General features: G+C 59.3%; 21 protein-coding genes. 13 read left to right on the top strand and 8 right to left on the bottom strand.

Going from position 1 to position 18507, the window contains the following annotated elements; genetic code table 11:
• The first annotated feature begins 12 nt into the window (after window positions 1–12).
• From FFB58_RS22995 to zinT, 9 genes are all read left to right on the top strand, one after another.
• Window positions 13–147: a hypothetical protein gene (locus FFB58_RS22995; protein WP_255296466.1), complete on the top strand. Its 135-nt coding sequence runs from the start codon at window positions 13–15 to the stop codon at window positions 145–147.
• 126 nt (window positions 148–273) lie between these two features.
• Entirely contained in the window at window positions 274–612 is a 339-nt protein-coding gene (locus tag FFB58_RS02705; RefSeq protein WP_138368892.1) for a hypothetical protein, read from the top strand.
• A 298-nt stretch (window positions 613–910) separates the two neighbouring features.
• Window positions 911–2014 (top strand): cobalamin-independent methionine synthase II family protein, encoded by a 1104-nt coding sequence (locus tag FFB58_RS02710; RefSeq protein WP_138368893.1) that lies wholly within the window; start codon window positions 911–913, stop codon window positions 2012–2014.
• 203 nt (window positions 2015–2217) lie between these two features.
• Window positions 2218–3489: an urea ABC transporter substrate-binding protein gene (gene urtA, locus FFB58_RS02715; protein ID WP_138368894.1), complete on the top strand. Its 1272-nt coding sequence runs from the start codon at window positions 2218–2220 to the stop codon at window positions 3487–3489.
• Between the two features lie 25 nt (window positions 3490–3514).
• Complete coding sequence (gene urtB, locus FFB58_RS02720) at window positions 3515–5089, top strand: urea ABC transporter permease subunit UrtB (RefSeq protein ID WP_138368895.1); 1575 nt, start codon at window positions 3515–3517, stop codon at window positions 5087–5089.
• Window positions 5089–6162: an urea ABC transporter permease subunit UrtC gene (urtC, locus tag FFB58_RS02725; protein WP_138368896.1), complete on the top strand. Its 1074-nt coding sequence runs from the start codon at window positions 5089–5091 to the stop codon at window positions 6160–6162. Before urtB ends, urtC begins: the two co-directional genes overlap by 1 nt.
• Entirely contained in the window at window positions 6162–6959 is a 798-nt protein-coding gene (gene urtD, locus FFB58_RS02730; RefSeq protein ID WP_138369238.1) for an urea ABC transporter ATP-binding protein UrtD, read from the top strand. Before urtC ends, urtD begins: the two co-directional genes overlap by 1 nt.
• A gap of 9 nt (window positions 6960–6968) precedes the next feature.
• Window positions 6969–7667 (top strand): urea ABC transporter ATP-binding subunit UrtE, encoded by a 699-nt coding sequence (gene urtE, locus FFB58_RS02735; RefSeq protein ID WP_138368897.1) that lies wholly within the window; start codon window positions 6969–6971, stop codon window positions 7665–7667.
• 66 nt (window positions 7668–7733) lie between these two features.
• Window positions 7734–8375 (top strand): metal-binding protein ZinT, encoded by a 642-nt coding sequence (gene zinT, locus FFB58_RS02740; protein ID WP_138368898.1) that lies wholly within the window; start codon window positions 7734–7736, stop codon window positions 8373–8375.
• Window positions 8376–8536: 161 nt separating this feature from the next.
• On the opposite strand, the gene ydeE is transcribed toward zinT, so the two are convergent.
• Window positions 8537–9736, bottom strand: coding sequence for an efflux MFS transporter YdeE (gene ydeE, locus FFB58_RS02745; protein ID WP_138368899.1), 1200 nt, complete (start codon window positions 9734–9736; stop codon window positions 8537–8539).
• Window positions 9737–9929: 193 nt separating this feature from the next.
• On the opposite strand from ydeE, the gene eamA reads away from it, so the two are divergent.
• Window positions 9930–10829, top strand: coding sequence for an O-acetylserine/cysteine exporter (gene eamA, locus FFB58_RS02750; RefSeq protein WP_138368900.1), 900 nt, complete (start codon window positions 9930–9932; stop codon window positions 10827–10829).
• Window positions 10830–10861: 32 nt separating this feature from the next.
• Here the strand turns inward: eamA and marB are convergent, their stop codons facing one another.
• Genes marB through marR form a run of 3 tightly spaced genes read right to left on the bottom strand, consistent with a single transcriptional unit; the run spans window position 10862 to window position 11944 of the window.
• Entirely contained in the window at window positions 10862–11077 is a 216-nt protein-coding gene (gene marB, locus FFB58_RS02755) for a multiple antibiotic resistance protein MarB (RefSeq protein ID WP_039028829.1), read from the bottom strand.
• Window positions 11078–11107: 30 nt separating this feature from the next.
• Window positions 11108–11491 (bottom strand): MDR efflux pump AcrAB transcriptional activator MarA, encoded by a 384-nt coding sequence (gene marA, locus FFB58_RS02760; RefSeq protein WP_138369239.1) that lies wholly within the window; start codon window positions 11489–11491, stop codon window positions 11108–11110.
• Window positions 11492–11509: 18 nt separating this feature from the next.
• Window positions 11510–11944, bottom strand: a complete 435-nt coding sequence (gene marR, locus FFB58_RS02765) for a multiple antibiotic resistance transcriptional regulator MarR (protein WP_039028827.1) — start codon at window positions 11942–11944, stop codon at window positions 11510–11512.
• Window positions 11945–12201: 257 nt separating this feature from the next.
• Between marR and FFB58_RS02770 the strand changes: the two genes are divergently transcribed.
• Window positions 12202–12870, top strand: a complete 669-nt coding sequence (locus tag FFB58_RS02770; RefSeq protein WP_039028826.1) for a MarC family NAAT transporter — start codon at window positions 12202–12204, stop codon at window positions 12868–12870.
• A gap of 36 nt (window positions 12871–12906) precedes the next feature.
• Here the strand turns inward: FFB58_RS02770 and FFB58_RS02775 are convergent, their stop codons facing one another.
• A complete protein-coding gene (locus FFB58_RS02775; protein ID WP_138368901.1) occupies window positions 12907–14103 on the bottom strand; it encodes a sugar transporter in 1197 nt (398 codons plus the stop codon).
• A 175-nt stretch (window positions 14104–14278) separates the two neighbouring features.
• On the opposite strand from FFB58_RS02775, the gene FFB58_RS02780 reads away from it, so the two are divergent.
• Both FFB58_RS02780 and FFB58_RS02785 read left to right on the top strand, forming a co-directional pair.
• On the top strand, window positions 14279–15067 hold the full coding sequence (locus tag FFB58_RS02780) for a PhzF family phenazine biosynthesis protein (RefSeq protein ID WP_138368902.1): 789 nt from the start codon (window positions 14279–14281) through the stop codon (window positions 15065–15067).
• A gap of 15 nt (window positions 15068–15082) precedes the next feature.
• Window positions 15083–15877, top strand: coding sequence for a PhzF family phenazine biosynthesis protein (locus tag FFB58_RS02785; RefSeq protein ID WP_138368903.1), 795 nt, complete (start codon window positions 15083–15085; stop codon window positions 15875–15877).
• Window positions 15878–16190: 313 nt separating this feature from the next.
• On the opposite strand, the gene FFB58_RS02790 is transcribed toward FFB58_RS02785, so the two are convergent.
• The 3 genes from FFB58_RS02790 to FFB58_RS02800 are packed head-to-tail and all read right to left on the bottom strand — an operon-like array spanning window position 16191 to window position 18506.
• The gene (locus FFB58_RS02790) at window positions 16191–16868 is read right to left on the bottom strand and encodes an SDR family oxidoreductase (RefSeq protein ID WP_138368904.1); all 678 of its coding nucleotides are present in this window, start codon (window positions 16866–16868) and stop codon (window positions 16191–16193) included.
• A 1-nt stretch (window position 16869) separates the two neighbouring features.
• A complete protein-coding gene (locus tag FFB58_RS02795; RefSeq protein WP_138368905.1) occupies window positions 16870–17340 on the bottom strand; it encodes a YhcH/YjgK/YiaL family protein in 471 nt (156 codons plus the stop codon).
• On the bottom strand, window positions 17337–18506 hold the full coding sequence (locus FFB58_RS02800; protein ID WP_138368906.1) for an exo-alpha-sialidase: 1170 nt from the start codon (window positions 18504–18506) through the stop codon (window positions 17337–17339). The genes FFB58_RS02795 and FFB58_RS02800 overlap by 4 nt, the downstream gene beginning before the upstream one ends.
• Between the last annotated feature and the right edge of the window lies 1 nt (window position 18507).

An 18507-nucleotide genomic window follows, 5' to 3' on the forward strand; every position in this document is an offset into this window, starting at 1 on the left:
GACGGAGGTTTTATGACCGATCGTCCAGATTACGTTGATCCTCTTCCTGATGATGAACCGCTTCCTGATGATGATATTCCTGACGTCCCCGATGTGAATGACCCGCCGGTCGTTGATGATCCTGACGTGACCAGGAAACCGCTATAAAAAACACTTTTAACCGCCTTCGGGCGGTTTTTTATGGGCATATCTGCTCTACTCTTCACCCGAGCCGACTTTACCCGTATGTTGATGGGTTAACGTAGCTATAAGAAGAGAGCGTCAGTCAGGCTTATGGATTTTTCTCCTTTAATGCACGCGTTAGCGGCAGTCACCGTTCAGTGTTTATGCGGCCTGAAATGGGGCCGATGGGGCGTCGGCGGAGCGCTGGGGGCGCTGTGGTTTATCGCCCGGGAGCAGACCCAGGCGGAATACCGCTGGATTGCTCTCTTTGGACACGGCAAGCGCGCCAATATGCCGTGGTGGGGCGGGTTTGACTGGCAGGTCTGGAACATGGCCAGCCTGCTCGACTGGCTGGTACCGGTGATTGCCTGCACCCTGGTGTGGCTGTTATCCCGTGCCTTGCGCCAGAAAAGTGCAATCAAACAGGGGGCACAGAGCAAGGTTGTTTAGCCTTCATTTATCTTCATCATGCTAGCTTGGTCAGGATCCGCAGCCTGGTATGGAATGCCGGGTCCGTAGATATCAAAATACAAATCTATCCATGCAAGCATTTACCGCCAGTCTCTGGCGGTTTTTTTTACCCTTCCGCTGCAACATGAATTTTTTTCAACACCGATGAATTTTTCTCGTTTGCCGCGGGGCCAGCGCTGTGACATCTTTTGGACATATAGCCATCCAGAAGTCTAAAAGTTCAAATAATGAATTATCACTGTCGGCAATTACCTGGCGGCAGTTAAAGGAGATAAGCATGCAGCGACAACACGCCCCGTACCGTGCCGATGTGGTAGGTAGCTTTTTACGTCCCGACGCCATCAAACAGGCGCGAGTCCAATTCGCCAGCGGCGAGATCGACGCCCAGCAGCTGCGTGCGGTAGAAGATGAAGCGATTCGTCATGTGGTTGAACAGCAGTGCGCCTGCGGTCTTAATGTGGTGACGGACGGCGAGTTCCGTCGCGCCTGGTGGCACTTTGATTTCTTCGACGGTCTGCAGGGCGTGGAGCGTTACGAATCCGAGCAGGGGATCCAGTTTAACGGCGTGCAGACCAAAGCCCACGGCGTTCGCGTCACCGGCAAACTGGGCTTCGGCAGCCATCCGATGCTCGACGACTTCCGCTATCTGCAAAGCGTCAGCGGCAATGCTCAGCCGAAGATGACCATCCCGAGCCCGAGCGTGCTGCACTTCCGCGGCGGTCGCAAGGTAATCGACGCCACGGTCTACCCGGATCTGGATGTTTACTTTGATGACCTGGCCCAGACCTGGCGCGATGCCATCCACGCCTTTTATGCGGCGGGCTGCCGCAATCTGCAGCTGGACGACACCGTCTGGGCCTATCTCTGCTCGGACGATCAGCGCCGTCAGATCCTGGAGCGTGCCGATGACCCGGACCAGCTGGCGCGCACCTATGCCCGTGTGCTGAACAAGGCGCTGGAAGGCAAGCCGGACGATTTGACCATCGGGCTGCACGTCTGCCGGGGTAACTTCCGCTCGACCTGGATTTCTGAAGGGGGTTACGAGCCGGTGGCGGAGATCCTGTTTGGCACCGTCAATGTCGATGCGTTCTTCCTGGAGTACGATAACGATCGCAGCGGCGACTTTGCCCCGTTACGCTTTATCCGTCCGGGCAAGCAGCAGGTGGTGCTGGGGCTTATCACCACCAAAAGCGGCGAGCTGGAGAACCCGGAAGGGGTGAAAGCGCGTCTGGAAGAGGCGGCGAAGTATGTCGCGAAGGACCAGATCTGCCTCAGCCCGCAGTGCGGCTTTGCCTCTACCGAAGAGGGTAACGCCCTGACCGAAGCCCAGCAGTGGGACAAGGTTCGCCTGGTCACCCAGATCGCCAGCGAAGTCTGGTAATCGCTTTTCCACAGCGTTGCATTAATAAAGTGCAACGCTGTGCCATCCTGATCCGCACCTGCCTTTAAAATCCTCTCCCGCCCCCTGAATCTAGAGATTTTTCGTTCTGGCATCTTTTTTGCTCTGTCTGATCCTGATTGCTCTTTCTGCGTCCACGCCGTAACGGACGATTTCGCACAGCTTTCTTTTCAGGAGTGAAAATTATGCATCGTCGTACCTTGTTAAAAGCCTTTGCTTTATCGGCCTCCGTCGTGGCCATGGGGATGAGTTTCAGCGCGCAGGCCGCCGACACCATTAAAATTGGCATCATGCATTCGCTCTCCGGAACGATGGCGATTTCCGAAACGCCGCTGAAAGACGTGGCGCTGATGACCATCAACGAAATCAACGCCAAAGGCGGCGTGCTGGGCAAAAAACTGGAGCCGGTGGTGGTTGACCCGGCCTCTAACTGGCCGCTGTTTGCCGAGAAGGCCCGCCAGCTGTTAAGCCAGGATAAGGTGGCAGCGGTGTTCGGCTGCTGGACCTCGGTATCGCGCAAATCGGTCCTGCCGGTGTTTGAAGAGCTGAACGGCCTGCTGTTCTACCCGGTGCAGTACGAAGGGGAAGAGATGTCCCCGAACGTCTTCTACACCGGGGCCGCGCCTAACCAGCAGGCTATTCCGGCGGTGGAATACCTGATGAGCGAGGACGGCGGGGCGGCGAAGCGCTTCTTCCTGCTGGGCACCGACTACGTCTACCCGCGCACCACCAACAAAATCCTGCGCGCCTTCCTGCACTCGAAAGGGGTACAGGATAAAGACATCGAAGAGGTCTACACCCCGTTCGGCCACAGCGATTACCAGACCATCGTCGCCAGCATTAAAAAATTCTCCGCCGCAGGTAAAACCGCGGTGGTCTCCACCATCAATGGCGACTCCAACGTACCGTTCTACAAAGAGCTGGCGAACCAGGGCGTGAAAGCCACCGACGTGCCGGTCGTCGCGTTCTCGGTGGGTGAAGAGGAGCTGCGCGGTATCGATACCAAACCGCTGGTGGGTAACCTGGCGGCGTGGAACTACTTCGAATCGGTGGATAACCCGGCCAACCAGACCTTCGTGGCGGCGTACAAAAACTGGGCGAAAGCGCAGAAACTGCCTAACGCCAATACGGTCGTGACCAACGATCCAATGGAAGCCACCTATGTGGGGATCCACATGTGGGCCCAGGCGGTGGAAAAAGCCGGTACCACCAATGTGGATAAAGTGCGTGCCGCCATGGCAGGCCAGTCCTTCAAAGCCCCGTCGGGCTTCACCCTGACCATGGATGCCACCAACCACCATCTGCATAAGCCGGTGATGATTGGCGAAATCGAAGGCAACGGACAGTTCAACGTGGTGTGGCAGACCGAAGAGCCGGTACGCGCCCAGCCGTGGAGCCCGTATATCGCCGGGAATGACAAAAAGCCTGACACGCCGATGAAAACGGCCAGCAACTGATTGCGGATCTTAAAGGGGTAAAGCCATGAACGTCATGCGCACGATCTTCGCTCTCGTATGGCTTGCCGGACTGCTGCCAGGGATGGCGCAGGCAACGGACGCCGATAACTTTGTTGCCGCCAGCCGCAGCCAGCAGGCCGTGCTGCTTGAGCAGTGGGCCGCCGCGCCGGATCCGGCCAGGCTGCCGCTGCTGCGGGCGCTAAAGCAAGAGAACCTCGTCGTCGACGACAACAAACACGCCTTTACCCGCCTGGATGGCGGGTTAACTGCCCTCGGTGACGCCGCTCAGGCGCAGGGCGCGACCAAAGCGGTGCGTCTGACTAACCGCCTCAGGGTGCTGGCCGCCACCGCGCTTGCCACCCATCAGCTTGCAGGTGACAGTGTCACCGAAAGGCTGGCGGCCGCGCGGCAGCTGCAGCGCGATCCCCAGCCGCAGATGCTGCCTTTCTTACAACGCCAGCTGGCGAGCGAAAGTGACGATACCGTGCGTCAGGTGCTGAGCCTCGCCGTCGCCAGCCTGCAACTGACCAGCCAGCAACCGGCGGTGCGTAAGCAGGCCGTGACGCTGCTGGGTGAATCGAGCGATCCGGAAGTGCAGGCCCGTCTGCTGCCCTACACCCGCGCGCAGACGGAGCCGGATGCCGGGGTGCGCGAAGCTGCCGCTGAGAGCCTGCGCCAGATCGAACATCGCCAGACGATTAGCGATCTGCTGGGCCAGGCCTTTATGGGCCTGTCGCTGGGCTCCATTCTGTTGCTGGCGGCGCTCGGGCTGGCGATCACCTACGGGCTGCTGGGGGTGATCAATATGGCCCATGGGGAGATGCTGATGCTCGGGGCTTATGCCACCTGGCTGGTGCAGCAGGCGATGGCGCAGTTTACCCCGCAGTGGCTCACCTTTTATCCGCTGGTGGCGCTGCCGGTAGCCTTTATGCTGACCGCGACCGTGGGCATGGCCCTTGAGCGCACGGTGATCCGCCATCTGTATGGTCGACCGCTGGAGACGCTGCTCGCGACATGGGGCATCAGCCTGATGCTGATCCAGCTGGTGCGGATGCTCTTTGGCGCGCAGAACCTCGAGGTGGCGAACCCGGCGTGGCTCTCCGGCGGCGTGCAGGTGTACGCCAGCCTGATCCTGCCGTGGAACCGGCTGGTGGTGCTCGGCTTTGTGCTGCTGGTGCTGTTCTTCACCTGGCTCATCCTCAATAAAACCCGTTTAGGGCTGAACGTGCGGGCGGTGACGCAGAACCGCAGTATGGCGGCCTGCTGCGGCGTGCCCACCGGGCGCGTCGACATGCTGGCCTTCGGGCTGGGCTCCGGGATTGCCGGTCTCGGCGGCGTGGCGTTATCGCAGCTGGGCAACGTCGGGCCGGAGCTGGGCCAGGGCTACATCATTGACTCGTTCCTGGTGGTGGTGCTCGGCGGCGTCGGGCAACTGGCCGGGAGCGTAGCAGCCGCCTTTGGGCTGGGGATTTTCAACAAGATCCTCGAGCCGCAGATGGGTGCCGTGCTGGGTAAAATCGTGATTCTGGTGGCGATCGTTCTGTTTATTCAGAAGCGTCCGCAGGGGTTATTTGCACTGAAAGGGAGGGTAATCGACTGATGAGCCAGCCAATGACCTTAACGCTGGCGCGCAAGGCGCCGCGCAGCGTATCGATACTCGGCGCCCTTATCCTTGCGGCACTGCTGGTGCTGCCGTTTCTGGCCCTGCTGCCCGCCAGCCATCCGCTGGCGGTCTCCACCTGGATGCTGACGCTGGTGGGTAAGATCCTCTGCTACGCCATTGTCGCCGTGGCCCTCGATCTGGTGTGGGGCTACGCCGGGATGCTGTCGCTCGGCCACGGCCTGTTTTTTGCCCTCGGCGGCTACGCCATGGGGATGTACCTGATGCGCCAGGCCGCGGGCGACGGCTTACCGGCCTTTATGTCGTTCCTCTCCTGGAGCGAGCTGCCCTGGTACTGGTGGGGCACCCAGCATTTTGCCTGGGCGCTGGTGCTGATTGTGCTGGTGCCGGGCCTGCTGGCGCTGCTGTTCGGCTGGTTTGCCTTCCGCTCAAAAATCAAAGGGGTCTATTTCTCGATCATGACCCAGGCGCTGACCTTCGCCGGGATGCTGCTGTTCTTTCGTAATGAAACCGGCTTTGGCGGCAACAACGGCTTTACCGGCTTCACCACGCTGCTGGGCTTCTCCGTGACCGCCACCTCAACGCGCATCGGGCTGTTTATTGCCACCGTGCTGCTGCTGGCCGCGTCGCTGGCGGTGGGCTATGCGCTGGCGAAAAGCAAATTTGGCCGCATTCTGACCGCGGTGCGCGATGCGGAAAACCGGCTGACCTTCTGCGGCTACGATCCCAGGGGCTTTAAGCTGCTGGTCTGGACCTTATCCGCGGTGCTGTGCGGGCTTGCCGGGGCGTTGTACGTTCCGCAGGTTGGGATCATCAACCCCGGCGAGATGTCGCCCACCAACTCCATCGAAGCGGCGATCTGGGTGGCCCTCGGCGGACGCGGCACCCTGATCGGCCCGGTGATTGGCGCCGCGCTGGTGAACGGGGCGAAAAGCCTTTTTACGGTGGTGATGCCGGAGTACTGGCAGCTGTTTCTGGGGCTGATCTTTATTGCGGTCACGCTGTTTTTACCGCGCGGGGTCATGGGCCTGTTGCGCAAAGGGGATAAATGATGCAGCCAGCCGAAGCGTTATTTACCCGCCAGCTTCCCGGGGATCGCTATCGCGACCAGACCGACCCGGTATTGCAGCTGGAGGGGATCAACGTCAGCTTTGACGGTTTTAAGGCGCTGACCGACCTGTCGCTGAACATCGGCGTGGGCGAGCTGCGCTGCGTGATTGGCCCTAACGGCGCGGGCAAAACCACGCTGATGGACGTCATCACCGGTAAAACGCGGCCCCAGAGCGGGCGGGCGATTTACGATCAGTCCACGGATCTCACGACTCTCGATTCAATAGCCATTGCCCGCCAGGGCATCGGGCGCAAGTTCCAGAAGCCGACGGTGTTTGAAGCCCTGACGGTGTGGGAAAACCTCGAGCTGGCGATGAAAGGCGATAAATCGGTGTGGGCCAGCCTGCGCGCCCGGTTGAGCAGCGAGCAGGGCGACCGCATCAACGAGATGCTGAGCCTGTTGCGGCTTGGGGCGGAGCGTCATCGCCGGGCGGGGCTGTTGTCCCACGGCCAGAAGCAGTTTCTCGAGATCGGCATGCTGCTGGTGCAGGAGCCGCACCTGCTGCTGCTGGACGAACCGGCTGCCGGGATGACCGACGCCGAGACCGAGTACACCGCCGAGCTGTTTCGCACCCTGGCGGGCAAACACTCCCTGATGGTGGTGGAGCATGACATGGGCTTTGTCGAAACCATTGCCGATCACGTCACGGTTCTTCATCAGGGCCGGGTGCTGGCGGAGGGCTCGCTGCGCGAGGTGCAGGCCAACGAGCAGGTGATTGAAGTCTATCTTGGACGCTGAGGAGCGCGGATGCTTAAGGTTAACGAACTGAATCAGTATTACGGCGGAAGCCATATCCTGCGCGGGGTCAGTTTTGAGGCGCTGCCCGGCGAAGTTACCTGTCTGCTCGGGCGCAACGGGGTAGGTAAAACCACGCTCCTGAAGTGCCTGATGGGGCTGATCCCGGCGCGCAACGGCGAGATCCTCTGGCAGGGCAAAAATCTCACCCAGGCCAGACCGCACCAGCGGGTGCAGGCGGGTGTGGCCTACGTGCCCCAGGGGCGGGACATTTTCCCCCGCCTGACGGTGGAGGAGAATCTGTTACTGGGGCTGTCGCGTTTCCCGGCAAAAGAGGCGAAGCAGGTGCCGGACGAGATCTGGCGGCTGTTTCCGGTTTTACAGGAGATGAAGCAGCGCCGGGGCGGCGATCTCTCGGGCGGCCAGCAACAGCAGCTGACGATTGGACGGGCGCTTGCCAGCCGTCCGCAACTGCTCATTCTGGACGAGCCGACAGAGGGCATTCAGCCATCGGTAATCAAGGAGATTGGCCAGGTGATCCGCCAGCTAGCCAACCGTGGCGACATGGCGATCCTGCTGGTGGAGCAGTTCTATGACTTTGCCGCCGAACTGGCCGACAGCTATCTGCTGATGTCCCGGGGAAGCATTATTCAGCGCGGACGCGGCGAGAATATGGAGCAGGAGGGGGTACGCGGCCTGGTGGCGATTTAACAGGGTTGTTTTGTGCAATGTTATAATATAACATCCTCACTCTCTAAACGGAGTGAGGACATTATCTTGGCAGGACATATTGGTAAATTTGCAATAACTCTGGGGGCAATGCTGGTCAGCGGCCAGCTCTATGCCCATTCGCATGGACATCAAATGACCGAAGCGGAACAAAAAGCGGCGAACGGCGTATTTGAAGATAAAGACGTCAAGGATCGCCCGCTCTCCAACTGGGACGGCGTCTGGCAGTCGGTCTATCCGTTTTTGCTGAGCGGCGATCTCGACCCGGTATTTAAAAAGAAAGCCGAGAAAGAGAAGAGCAAAACCTTTGAGCAGGTAAAAGCTTATTACCGCACCGGTTATGCCACCGACGTCGAGAGCATCGGCATTGAAAATAACGTGATGGAGTTTCATCGCGGGAAAAACGTCGCCAGCTGTGAGTATGTCTCTAATGGCTACAAGATCCTGACCTACGCGTCGGGCAAAAAAGGCGTGCGCTATTTGTTTGAATGTAAGGACGCCAGCAGTCAGGCACCGAAATTTGTCCAGTTCAGCGACCATATTATCGGCCCGCGCCAGTCCAGCCATTTCCATATCTTTATGGGCAACACCTCCCACGAGGCGTTATTAAAAGAGATGGATAACTGGCCGACCTATTATCCAAACGAAATGTATAAAGAGCAGGTTGTCGAGGAGATGTTGCACCATTAATTTCGGTGCGGCCTGTGTGCCGGGTGGCGGCTCCGCCTTACCCGGCCTACGTTTTGTGGCCCTCGTAGGCCCGGCAAGCGTAGCGCCGCCGGGCGATATTTTGGTTGCGGCGTACGGTTTTGGACTTTGTAGGCCCGTGCAAGCGAAGCGCCGCCGGGCAATTACCGCGAGACTAAACCTGGCGCCTCAACCCACGCCTTCACCCGCATCCCGCGCAAAATCATCATCCACGCCAGCACGATGGCGACCATCATAATCACAAACAGCGACCAGTGCGGGAGATGGGTCAGGATCAGTCCGGTGATCATCGGGTTAAACGCCGCGCCGAGCCAGCCGAGCGCCTGGGCGGAGAAGTAGCTGGCTTTCATACCCGGCGGGGCGATATTGTCGATCAGCATATACTCACCCGGCGCATAAATAATCTCACCGATGGTAAACACCGCCGCTGCGATCCCCCAGTAGACCAGGTTCTCGCCGGAGAGCATAAACCCCGCCAGACCGAGGACAAAAAACAGGGTGCCGAGAGTCATTAACGGGCGGATATTCCGCGCCGACAGCTTGCGGCCAATGATGTACTGCAGCGAGACCACCAATGCGGCGTTTACCGGCAGCACCACGGCCACCACGTTCTGGGCAAAATCACTGTCGTAGTCCGCCGCCAGCACGTACTGCGAAATACAGCTGGCGAACGAACCGCCCACGTAGGAGGCCAGCAGGCCGGAAAGGGTATACCAGAACAGCGCCCGATCGCGCAGCAGCACCGACGGCTGCCACGGCACCGGGGCGTGTTCACCGTCGGCCGCCACGCTTTTCTGCACATAGCGCTGAATCAACACCAGCGGCAGGGCGGCGCAGAAGGCCGCGACCCAGAACGGTAGCTGCAGGCTGTACATCACCAGCAGGGTGCTGAGCGGTGGCCCGATGGTCCAGCCAATGTTCAGAAAGCTGTAGTTCAGCGAGAACACCCGCGCCTTTTCCGCCGGGCTCAGCACGTCAGAGAACCAGGCTTTCAGCACCGTGGAAAAGACCGAATAGGCGCAGTTGATCAGTGAAAAGGCTAGCACCACCAGCACCACGTTATCCACCAGCGGGATCGCCAGAAAGCCCAGCGCCACCGCGAAAATGGCGATCAGCATGTAGCGGTTTTTATCGAACTTGTCGGCCAGAATGCCAAAACCCAGGCTGAAAACCACGCCAATCGTCAGGGCCACCGTCAGGGCATAACCAATATTCTCCACGCTCATGTTGAAGACGCGGGTCAGATAGATGGTCATGAACGGCAGCGTGGCGCCGCGTCCAATGGTGAGTAATAACGATGACGCCAGCAGCGCTGCGGTTGAGCGCCTGAGTGATGTGTTCATTTTCCTGCCCGACAATTGCGTGTGAATTTTTTGTTATGTCTTATCAGGATTATCACGCCATAAGGGGCTTGTATAGCACCAAATTTATCCCTAAGTGCTTCGCCTGACTGCCAGAAATAATGATCTGTTCCTCTTCGGATTTTTTCGTTACTTTGATAAGTGTTTACAAAAATTTAATAAACAGGGGCAGGGTATGACGCGTAAAGACGGGCTGCTGGCATTACTGGTGGTGGTGGTTTGGGGGCTGAATTTTGTGGTGATCAAGGTCGGGTTGCACAATATGCCTCCGCTGATGCTGGCCGGTTTACGCTTTATGCTGGTGGCCTTCCCGGCGCTGTTTTTTGTTGCCCGTCCGAAGATCCCGTTTCGTCTGCTGCTGGGCTACGGCCTGACCATCAGCTTCGGTCAGTTCGCCTTCCTGTTTTGCGCCATTAACTTCGGCATGCCCGCCGGGCTGGCTTCGCTGGTGCTGCAGGCGCAGGCGTTCTTCACCATCATCCTGGGGGCGCTGGTGTTTGGCGAGCGGCTTCAGGGCAAACAGCTGGCGGGGATCGCCCTGGCGGTGGTTGGGGTGCTGGTGCTGGCAGAGGCCAGTCTCAACGGACAGCACGTCGCGCTGCTGGGCTTCTTGCTGACCCTGGCGGCCGCCTTCAGCTGGGCGTGCGGCAATATCTTTAACAAAAAGATCATGCAGCTCGAGACGCGTCCGGCAGTCATGTCGCTGGTGGTGTGGAGCGCCCTGATCCCGATTGTGCCGTTTATGCTGGCGTCTTATCTGCTGGATGGCCCGACGGTGATGTATAACAGCCTGGTGACTATCGATGTGACCACCATTTTGTCGCTGGTCTATCTGGCGTTTGTCGCCACCATCATCGGCTACGGCATCTGGGGCACGCTGCTCGGACGCTACGAAACCTGGCGGGTGGCACCGCTGTCGCTGCTCGTTCCGGTCGTCGGGATCGCCAGTGCGGCACTGCTGCTCAATGAAAAACTCGGGGCGCTGCAGCTGATTGGGGCCGTTCTGGTGATGGCTGGACTCTATATTAACGTCTTTGGCTTTCGCGTACGCCGGACGGCGCGGGTGAGGGGCTAAAAAAAAGCCCCGCGCGGGCGGGGCAAAACGAATTAATTGTGCTGATTGTAATACGGCACCCCTAACTCGTCGGATTTGTCGCTGCCTGCGCCCATATGGTTAAAATCGTGGGGCGACTGACCGTTAGCGGTCGGCAGGATCATCGTGTCGCGGCTGTGAGGCTGCGGCACAGAAGGCGTTTGCTCCGCAAAACTCTGGGCAGAGACCAGCACCAGTGCGGTGAAGGCGGCGGAAGCTAACAGTTTCATATATTCCTCGATACGTCTTAATACAGGCGATTAGCAGTTACAGTGATTGATCGGAAGCAGATACCGGGATTCCCCGTGCATATTGGTAATACGGTATTTATGCGGTGGCACATCGAAGTAGTTCTTGAACGTGCGGGTCAGCGTTTGCTGCGATTCAAACCCGTAACGCTCAGCCAGATACAGGATCGGCTCGTTACTTTCCTTCAGCTTCTGTGCGATTTCCGTTAATTTGCGGCTGCGGATGTACTGGCCTAATGAGTGGCCGGTCTCTTTTTTGAACATCCGTTGCAGGTGCCATTTTGAGTAACCTGAACGCTCAGACACTTTCTCAAGCGAGAGCGGCGACTCCAGGTTATCTTCGATCCAGCCCAAAATGCTATGAATAGTGATGGCGTCAGTATTGCGTCTGGACATCGTCATACCTCTTTCTGTTTACGGCAGGATTTTCTTAAGCAAGAGCTCAAGAGTTGCCACTTCGTCCGCCGTTAAGTTTTTTGTTAGTTCCTGGTGCAGTTCTTGTCCTACTAATTGATGACATTGTTCACACATTTCCGCGCCGTCACTGGTCAGTTGCAACAGCACGCCGCGTTTGTCATTCGGATTAGGGCGGCGCTCAATCCAGCCCCTGCAGACCAGCCTGTCGATCATTCGCGTCAACGCGCCGAGGTCGACGGATAAGATTTTCTTAAGCTCAACCGGGGTGATACACACCTCGCAGCGCACGGAGCAGAGCACTTTAAATTGCGTTGCGGTGATATCCAGCGGTGACAGATAGTCATTGAGCAGGCGGTCTTTCTTCTGGTTAACCATATAGATAAGGCGACCCAGCGGAATGATTTCGTTGAAGAGGTCACTGGTGCTTTTCACAATGGTTGCCCTGGCAAGTAGTTTAATCACGGCAGATATTATTGCTCAGGCAACTATAAGTCAACTGAATGCATTTGCTTATGACACGATTTGCTAAAGCGATTCAGATCACTTTTTTGCCCGCTTCGTAGAACGACATATCATCGTGGTGAATTGATTTCGGCGCGAAAATATTACTTACGAAGCGCGCGTAGTCGAAACAGGGGTTTTCACCCTATACTTGCGTGGTTCATTTTTGATAAGGACAACTCAGTAAAATGGTTGATTTAATTAAAGCAATTGGTCTTGGGCTGGTGGTTCTGCTGCCGCTGGCGAACCCATTAACCACCGTTGCGCTGTTCCTGGGTCTGGCGGGGGATATGAACCGTGAACAGCGTAATCATCAGTCGCTCATGGCCTCTGTTTACGTCTTCGCGATCATGATGGTGGCGTACTACGCCGGACAACTGGTGATGAACACCTTCGGGATCTCCATTCCCGGCCTGCGCATCGCCGGTGGCCTGATTGTTGCTTTTATCGGCTTCAGAATGCTGTTCCCGGCCCCGAAAGCGACGCATGCCAGCGACGCGCAGGACACGCTTGAGGAGATGCAGGATAAAGAAGCACCGAACATCGCCTTCGTGCCGCTGGCCATGCCAAGCACCGCGGGGCCAGGTACGATTGCGATGATTATCAGTTCCGCCTCGACGGTGCGCAGCGGCTCTGACTTCCCGGACTGGGTAATTATGATTGCACCGCCGCTGATCTTCGCCCTTATCGGCGTGATCCTGTGGGGATGTCTGCGTAGTTCGGGCGCGATTATGCGCTGGGTGGGTAAAGACGGTATCGAGGCGATCTCCCGTCTGATGGGCTTCCTGCTGGTCTGCATGGGCGTGCAGTTTATTATCAACGGCGTGCTTGAAATTATTCAGACCTATCCGTCATAACCAAACCGGGCGGCGTCCTGCCGCCCGGACTTTTCTCTAACCGTGATGCGGCTGCTCTTCCAGCGTAACCGGCCATTTGCGGAAGATCAGCACCGACCAGATTAACGCCGCCAGCGCCGGTATCGCCCCCAGATAGCCAATCGACGCCATCGAAATATGCAGGCTGATCTGATTCCCCACCAGCGCACCCGCGCCAATCCCCAGATTGAAAATCCCGGAGAAAAGCGCCATCGCCACGTCGGTGGCATCTGGCGCCAGGGCCAGCACCTTTACCTGCATCCCGAGACCGATGATCATGATCGCCACGCCCCAGACAACGCTCAGCAGCGCCAGATTCATCTCGCTTCCCGACGCGGGCAGCAGAAGCAGCAGACACGCCAGCAGCAGGCCAATGGCGCTGCTCACCAGCAGGGAGGCGTGACGGTTGCCGAGTCTACCAAACAGCACGCTGCCGATAATGCCTGCGCCACCCAGCAGTAACAGCAGGATAGTGGCGAAACGGGCGCTAAACCCGGCGACCGTCTGCACAAACGGCTCGATATAGCTGTAGGCGGTGTAGTGCGCCGTCACAACCACCACCGTCAGCAGATAGAGGCTCATCAGCGCCGGACGACGCACCAGCAGCGGCAGGCTTTTCAGCGATCCGGAGTGTTCGCTCGGCAGTTTCGGCAACAGTTTAATCAGGCACAGCAGGGTGAACAGCGCCCCAAGGCCGATAACGAAAAAGGTGGTGCGCCAGCCGAACATCTGCCCGACGATGCGCCCGAGCGGCAGGCCGAGCACCATCGCCAGGGCGGTGCCGGTCGCCAGCAGGCTCAGCGCCTGGGCGCGCTTCCCGGCCGGAGCCAGACGAATGGCCAGCGAGGCGGTAATCGACCAGAAAATCGCGTGGGCAAAGGCAATGCCGATCCGGCTAATCACCAGCACCGAAAAGTTCCAGGCCAGGAACGACAGCACATGGCTGGCGATAAACAGCACGAACAGCCCGATCAGCAGCTTGCGGCGTTCGATCTGGCTGGTGAGCAGCATAAAGGGCAACGACATCAGCGCCACGACCCAGGCGTAGATGGTGAGCATGATCCCCACCTGGGCGGTCTCCATGCCGAAGCTGCTGGCGATATCCGAGAGCAGGCCGACGGGAACAAATTCCGTGGTGTTGAAGATAAACGCGGCAACGGCGAGCGTCACCACCCGTAGCCACGCGACCCGGCGGGAAACTGTGTTGGTTGTCATAGGGATGTCCGGGATTGATTACGTAAATGAGGTGTGACGATCTTAAAACCTTCCCTGGTGGAAATACAATCATTTTGTGATGCAGATCTCACTGTGATGGCGCAGTAATCGCTGGTGAAATCGGTTCTTTTCCATGAATATAGGATGCAACATAACGTTAACAACAGGTAAAGCGATGCAGGATATCGAGTTTTTTCTGGTCGATGCGTTCAGCGATGGTGCATTTGGCGGTAACCCGGCGGCGGTGTGTCCGCTGCCGGAGTGGTTGCCGGACGAGACGCTGCTGAAGATGACGCAAGAGCATAACCAGTCGGAGACCGCTTTTTTTGTGCGCCATAATGACGGCATCGAACTGCGCTGGTTTACCACCCACGGCGAGGTCAATCTTTGCGGTCACGCGACCCTGGCCACCGCCTGGGTGCTGTTCAACGAGATGGACTATCCAGATACCCGGATCCATTTTGATACGGCGTCCGGCAGGCTCACCGTCAGCCGCGACGGCGACTGGTTAACGCTCGATTTCCCGGCCTGTCCGACGCAAGTACAGACCCCGCCGCCAGAGATGCTCCACGCGCTGGGGATAAGCCATTACGTCGAGGCCCGCAAGGGGCGCGCCTGGGTGCTGGTGCTGGAAAACCGCGAGCAGGTAGAGGCGGTAGCTCCGAATATCCACGCCATGACGCCGGGCGAGCATAAAGTGTCGATAACCGCCCGGGGCGAGGGCGAGTACGATTTTGTCAGCCGCTTTTTCTCGCCGGGCGTGGCGCTGTGGGAAGATCCGGTCACCGGCTCGGCGCACACCATGCTGATCCCGTACTGGAGCGAAAAGCTCAACAAAACGTCGCTCTTTGCCCGGCAGGTCTCTGCCCGGGGCGGCGACGTGCGTTGTGAACTGAAGGGCGACCGGGTGCTGATGAGCGGCAAGGCATCGCTGTATATGAAAGGTCATCTGTTTTTGCGCTAAATAAGGGTTAACCCAATGAAAGAAATAGAATTCTATCTGGTCGATGCGTTTAGCGACCGCGCGTTTGGTGGGAATCCCGCAGCCGTTTGCCCTCTGGAGGCCTGGCTGCCGGATGACGTTCTGTTGAAGATGGCACAGCAGCACAACCAGTCGGAAACCGCGTTTTTCGTGCGCACCGACACCGGCTTTGAACTGCGCTGGTTTACCACGCAGTACGAAATCAACCTCTGCGGTCACGCCACGCTTGCCAGCGCGCATGTGATTTTTGAGTATCTCGACTATCCGCAGACCGAGATTGTCTTCTCCACCCGCTTTGTGGGCGAGCTTAAGGTCAAGCGCAGCGGCGACTGGCTGACCCTCGACTTCCCGGCGTGGGGCTGCGAGCCGGTCGCGAACCCGCCTGAACTGCTTTTCAGCACCCTGGGTATCCGCGAGGCGAAAGAGGTGCGGGTAGGGCGCGATTACCTGGTGGTGCTGGAAAACCAGCAGCAGGTCGAGGCCTTAACCCCGGATATCGACGGCATGATGCCGCTGGACAAGATGGTCTGCGTCACCGCGCCGGGGGACGAGTATGATTTTGTCAGCCGCTTCTTCTGTCCGGGCGAAGGGGTGGCGGAAGATCCGGTCACCGGCTCCGCCCACAGCATGCTGATCCCTTACTGGAGCGAGAAGCTGGGTAAAACCGCCATGCTGGCGCGACAGGTTTCTCCCCGCGGCGGGGATCTGCGCTGCGAGCTGAAGGGCGACCGGGTGTTGATCGGCGGCCAGGCGGCGCTCTATCTGAAAGGCACCGTGTTCCTGCGGAGATAAAAGCAAAACGGCAACGCAAGTTGCCGTTTTTAGTGTTTGCACCCTCGGACCAAAGGAGAGGGCCGGGGTGAGGGCACCAGGCCGCACAATCCCCCTCGGCATCGCCCGGCGGCGCTGCGCTTGCACGGGCCTACTAAAACCGGGGGGATTCCTCTGCGGTGGTTATGCCCGGCGGCGCTGCGCTTGCACAGGCCTACTAAAACCGGGGGATTCCTCTGCGGTGGTTATGCCCGGCGGCGCTGCGCTTGCACGGGCCTACGATCTTGTAGGCCGGGTAAGGCGTAGCCGCCACCCGGCAAACAGGCCGCAAATCTCACCCCAACGACGCCCCTCCGCACAGCACCAGCTCCTGCCCGGTGACGGGTGCGGCTTCGGCACTCAGCAGATAACTCACCATCGCCGCCACCTCTTCCGGGGCGATTAATCTCCCCATCGGCGGCACTTTTGGCGGGGACGTTTGCCGTCCGGGGGCACTCAGCATCGGGGTCTGGGTCGCACCCGGGGCCACCACGTTGGCGGTGATCCCGCGCGGAGCCAGCTCTGCAGCCCAGCTGCGCACCATCCCCACCAGCGCGGCTTTGGTGGCAACATATTGCGAACGACCCGCCGCACCGCGGGAGGTGCGGCTGCCGATGGCCACCAGCCGTCCGCCCGCGCTCATCCGCGGCGCAAAGTGGTTAAACAGGATCTCGGCGGCGTGAATATGCAGCCCCCACAGTCTGGCGCTGACCGCATGGTCAAGCTCCCCGAGCGGGGCGGCGGCCATCATTCCTGCGGCGTGAACAATCGCCTGCGGCACCGGAAGCGCATTCAACGCAGTCGCAAACGTGACAGTGTCACTCAAATCCACGCTCAGGCTGGTGAAATTCGGATGCGCATTATCCACCCCGCGGCGGCTTAACCCCGTGACCTGCCAGCCCTCGGCCAGCAGGCGGTTCACGATGGCTTCGCCGATACCGGAACTGGCACCCGTGACGATGGCAGTGCGCATATCACACCTCCAGCAGCGCGCGCGGCACTTTGAATACCGCCTTGCGCACGGTCATCGTAGCATCAGCCGCACACAGCGCCTGATGCGGCTCGCCGGGCAGAAACACCGCGAAATCTGCACGCTTCAGGGTAATGCTCACCGGATGCACTGCCCCGGGGGCGATAAAAAGATCCGGCTTGCGCTCTTCGTCGCCCTCCTGCGCCAGGGACTGCATTCCGGCGTTGATGATTTCCACACCCGACAGCACCACCTGAATATCCGCCCACTGATGATGATATTCCGTATGGCGCTGCGCCTGCGGCTGGGTCTGCGCCGGGCCGATATGGCAGAACCACGGACAGCCTTCCGGCTGCCAGCGTCCGTCATCCCGGGCGGCCAGCGCCGCCAGAGAGCAGTCCGGGCGATCGAGTATCTCACGCAGAGCGGCGGGGAGCCCTGCCAGCGGCAGGGCATTAAGGTGTCCGATAATCACCGTTGCGACTCCTTCACCCATTCCGGCGAGACGTGCACGTATTTGATCGCCTGACGGAAGTACGTATAGGCGATATGCAGCGACCCGTCGGCACCCTGTTTAATGCTCGGATAGGAGAACTCGCGGTTGAGCTTCTCCAGCGAGTTATTGGTCATGCAGTAGCCGTCGCCCTCGTCGAGGTTGCGCTGCCAGGCCCAGCTTTTCCCGCCGTCGGCGGAAATCGCCACGGTCATTGGCGCGCGCGGGGCGCCCCAGAAGGCGGCGCGGCCGTGGGTGACCTCCGGCTCTTTACGCCCGTCGCCGTCGTCGATCTCGTCGTACAGCGAGGCGCGACGCTCCAGCGCACCCGCCGCACTCATGTGGTTAAACACCAGCGCCAGCTCACCGCTGGCAAGCGTTGTAACCTGAATCGACGAGTTGTTGTTCGGCAGCTCAGTCGGCTCCGGCACAGACCAGCTTTCGCCGTTGTCGAGCGACTGGCTGATGTAGATATTGTCCGCCCAGCGGCTACGGTACAGCGCCACCAGGTGGCCGTTGTTTAGGGCGGTGATGTTCATGTGCACGCAGCCCAGGCTTTCAGGCACCTCGACATCGCGCCAGCTCTGACCCTGGTCTTCAGAGATTTTCACCGCGCTGATGTCATCGTTGCCCACCCATTTTTCACCCGGCTGTGTGCGGCAGTAAAAGACCGGCAGCAGCCAGTTGCCGTTATCCAGCACCACAATCGGCTGGCGGATAAAGGTGCCGGGCTTATCCAGCAGGGTGGCGATCTCGCCCCAGGTCTGGCCCAGATCGCGTGACTGGCGATAGCGCACGATGGCGGTATCCTGGTTGCCGGAGAGCTGGGCGGTCCACAGCAGCCACAGCACGTTGTCCGGGGCGAGGAACAGCACCGGGTTCTGCTCCGAGCGGCTGGCGTCGTCGGAGAGTTTCACCGCCTCGCTCCACTGGTTGCTGCCGGGAGCCAGGCGCGACCCCCACACCGAAATATCAGCGATCCCTTCCTGGGTGCCGCCGAACCAGACGCACATCAGGGTGCCATCCGGCAGCGGCAGCAGGTTCGCTGCGTGGTTCTGCGGGCAGGAAGAGGGCAACATCGCCGTTTCCACGCGGCCGTCCTCTGGCTGCGGGCGAACAATCCCGTCACGGGTTACGGTTACAGACATA

The sequence above is a fragment of the Enterobacter sp. MF024 genome (assembly GCF_005843915.1).
GTDB classification, from domain to species: Bacteria; Pseudomonadota; Gammaproteobacteria; order Enterobacterales; family Enterobacteriaceae; genus Enterobacter; species Enterobacter barmai.

Bases quoted from the DNA above. Each gene is read 5' to 3' on its own strand.
- FFB58_RS02800 (WP_138368906.1), bottom strand. From the start codon at position 18,506: ATGTCTGTAACCGTAACCCGTGACGGGATTGTTCGCCCGCAGCCAGAG.
- FFB58_RS02780 (WP_138368902.1), top strand. From the start codon at position 14,279: ATGCAGGATATCGAGTTTTTTCTGGTCGATGCGTTCAGCGATGGTGCA.
- FFB58_RS02705 (WP_138368892.1), top strand. From the start codon at position 274: ATGGATTTTTCTCCTTTAATGCACGCGTTAGCGGCAGTCACCGTTCAG.
- marB (WP_039028829.1), bottom strand. From the start codon at position 11,077: ATGAAACTGTTAGCTTCCGCCGCCTTCACCGCACTGGTGCTGGTCTCT.
- marA (WP_138369239.1), bottom strand. From the start codon at position 11,491: ATGTCCAGACGCAATACTGACGCCATCACTATTCATAGCATTTTGGGC.
- urtB (WP_138368895.1), top strand. From the start codon at position 3,515: ATGAACGTCATGCGCACGATCTTCGCTCTCGTATGGCTTGCCGGACTG.
- urtA (WP_138368894.1), top strand. From the start codon at position 2,218: ATGCATCGTCGTACCTTGTTAAAAGCCTTTGCTTTATCGGCCTCCGTC.
- FFB58_RS22995 (WP_255296466.1), top strand. From the start codon at position 13: ATGACCGATCGTCCAGATTACGTTGATCCTCTTCCTGATGATGAACCG.
- FFB58_RS02790 (WP_138368904.1), bottom strand. From the start codon at position 16,868: ATGCGCACTGCCATCGTCACGGGTGCCAGTTCCGGTATCGGCGAAGCC.
- FFB58_RS02770 (WP_039028826.1), top strand. From the start codon at position 12,202: ATGGTTGATTTAATTAAAGCAATTGGTCTTGGGCTGGTGGTTCTGCTG.
- ydeE (WP_138368899.1), bottom strand. From the start codon at position 9,736: ATGAACACATCACTCAGGCGCTCAACCGCAGCGCTGCTGGCGTCATCG.
- urtD (WP_138369238.1), top strand. From the start codon at position 6,162: ATGCAGCCAGCCGAAGCGTTATTTACCCGCCAGCTTCCCGGGGATCGC.
- eamA (WP_138368900.1), top strand. From the start codon at position 9,930: ATGACGCGTAAAGACGGGCTGCTGGCATTACTGGTGGTGGTGGTTTGG.
- urtE (WP_138368897.1), top strand. From the start codon at position 6,969: ATGCTTAAGGTTAACGAACTGAATCAGTATTACGGCGGAAGCCATATC.
- urtC (WP_138368896.1), top strand. From the start codon at position 5,089: ATGAGCCAGCCAATGACCTTAACGCTGGCGCGCAAGGCGCCGCGCAGC.
- FFB58_RS02775 (WP_138368901.1), bottom strand. From the start codon at position 14,103: ATGACAACCAACACAGTTTCCCGCCGGGTCGCGTGGCTACGGGTGGTG.
- FFB58_RS02785 (WP_138368903.1), top strand. From the start codon at position 15,083: ATGAAAGAAATAGAATTCTATCTGGTCGATGCGTTTAGCGACCGCGCG.
- FFB58_RS02710 (WP_138368893.1), top strand. From the start codon at position 911: ATGCAGCGACAACACGCCCCGTACCGTGCCGATGTGGTAGGTAGCTTT.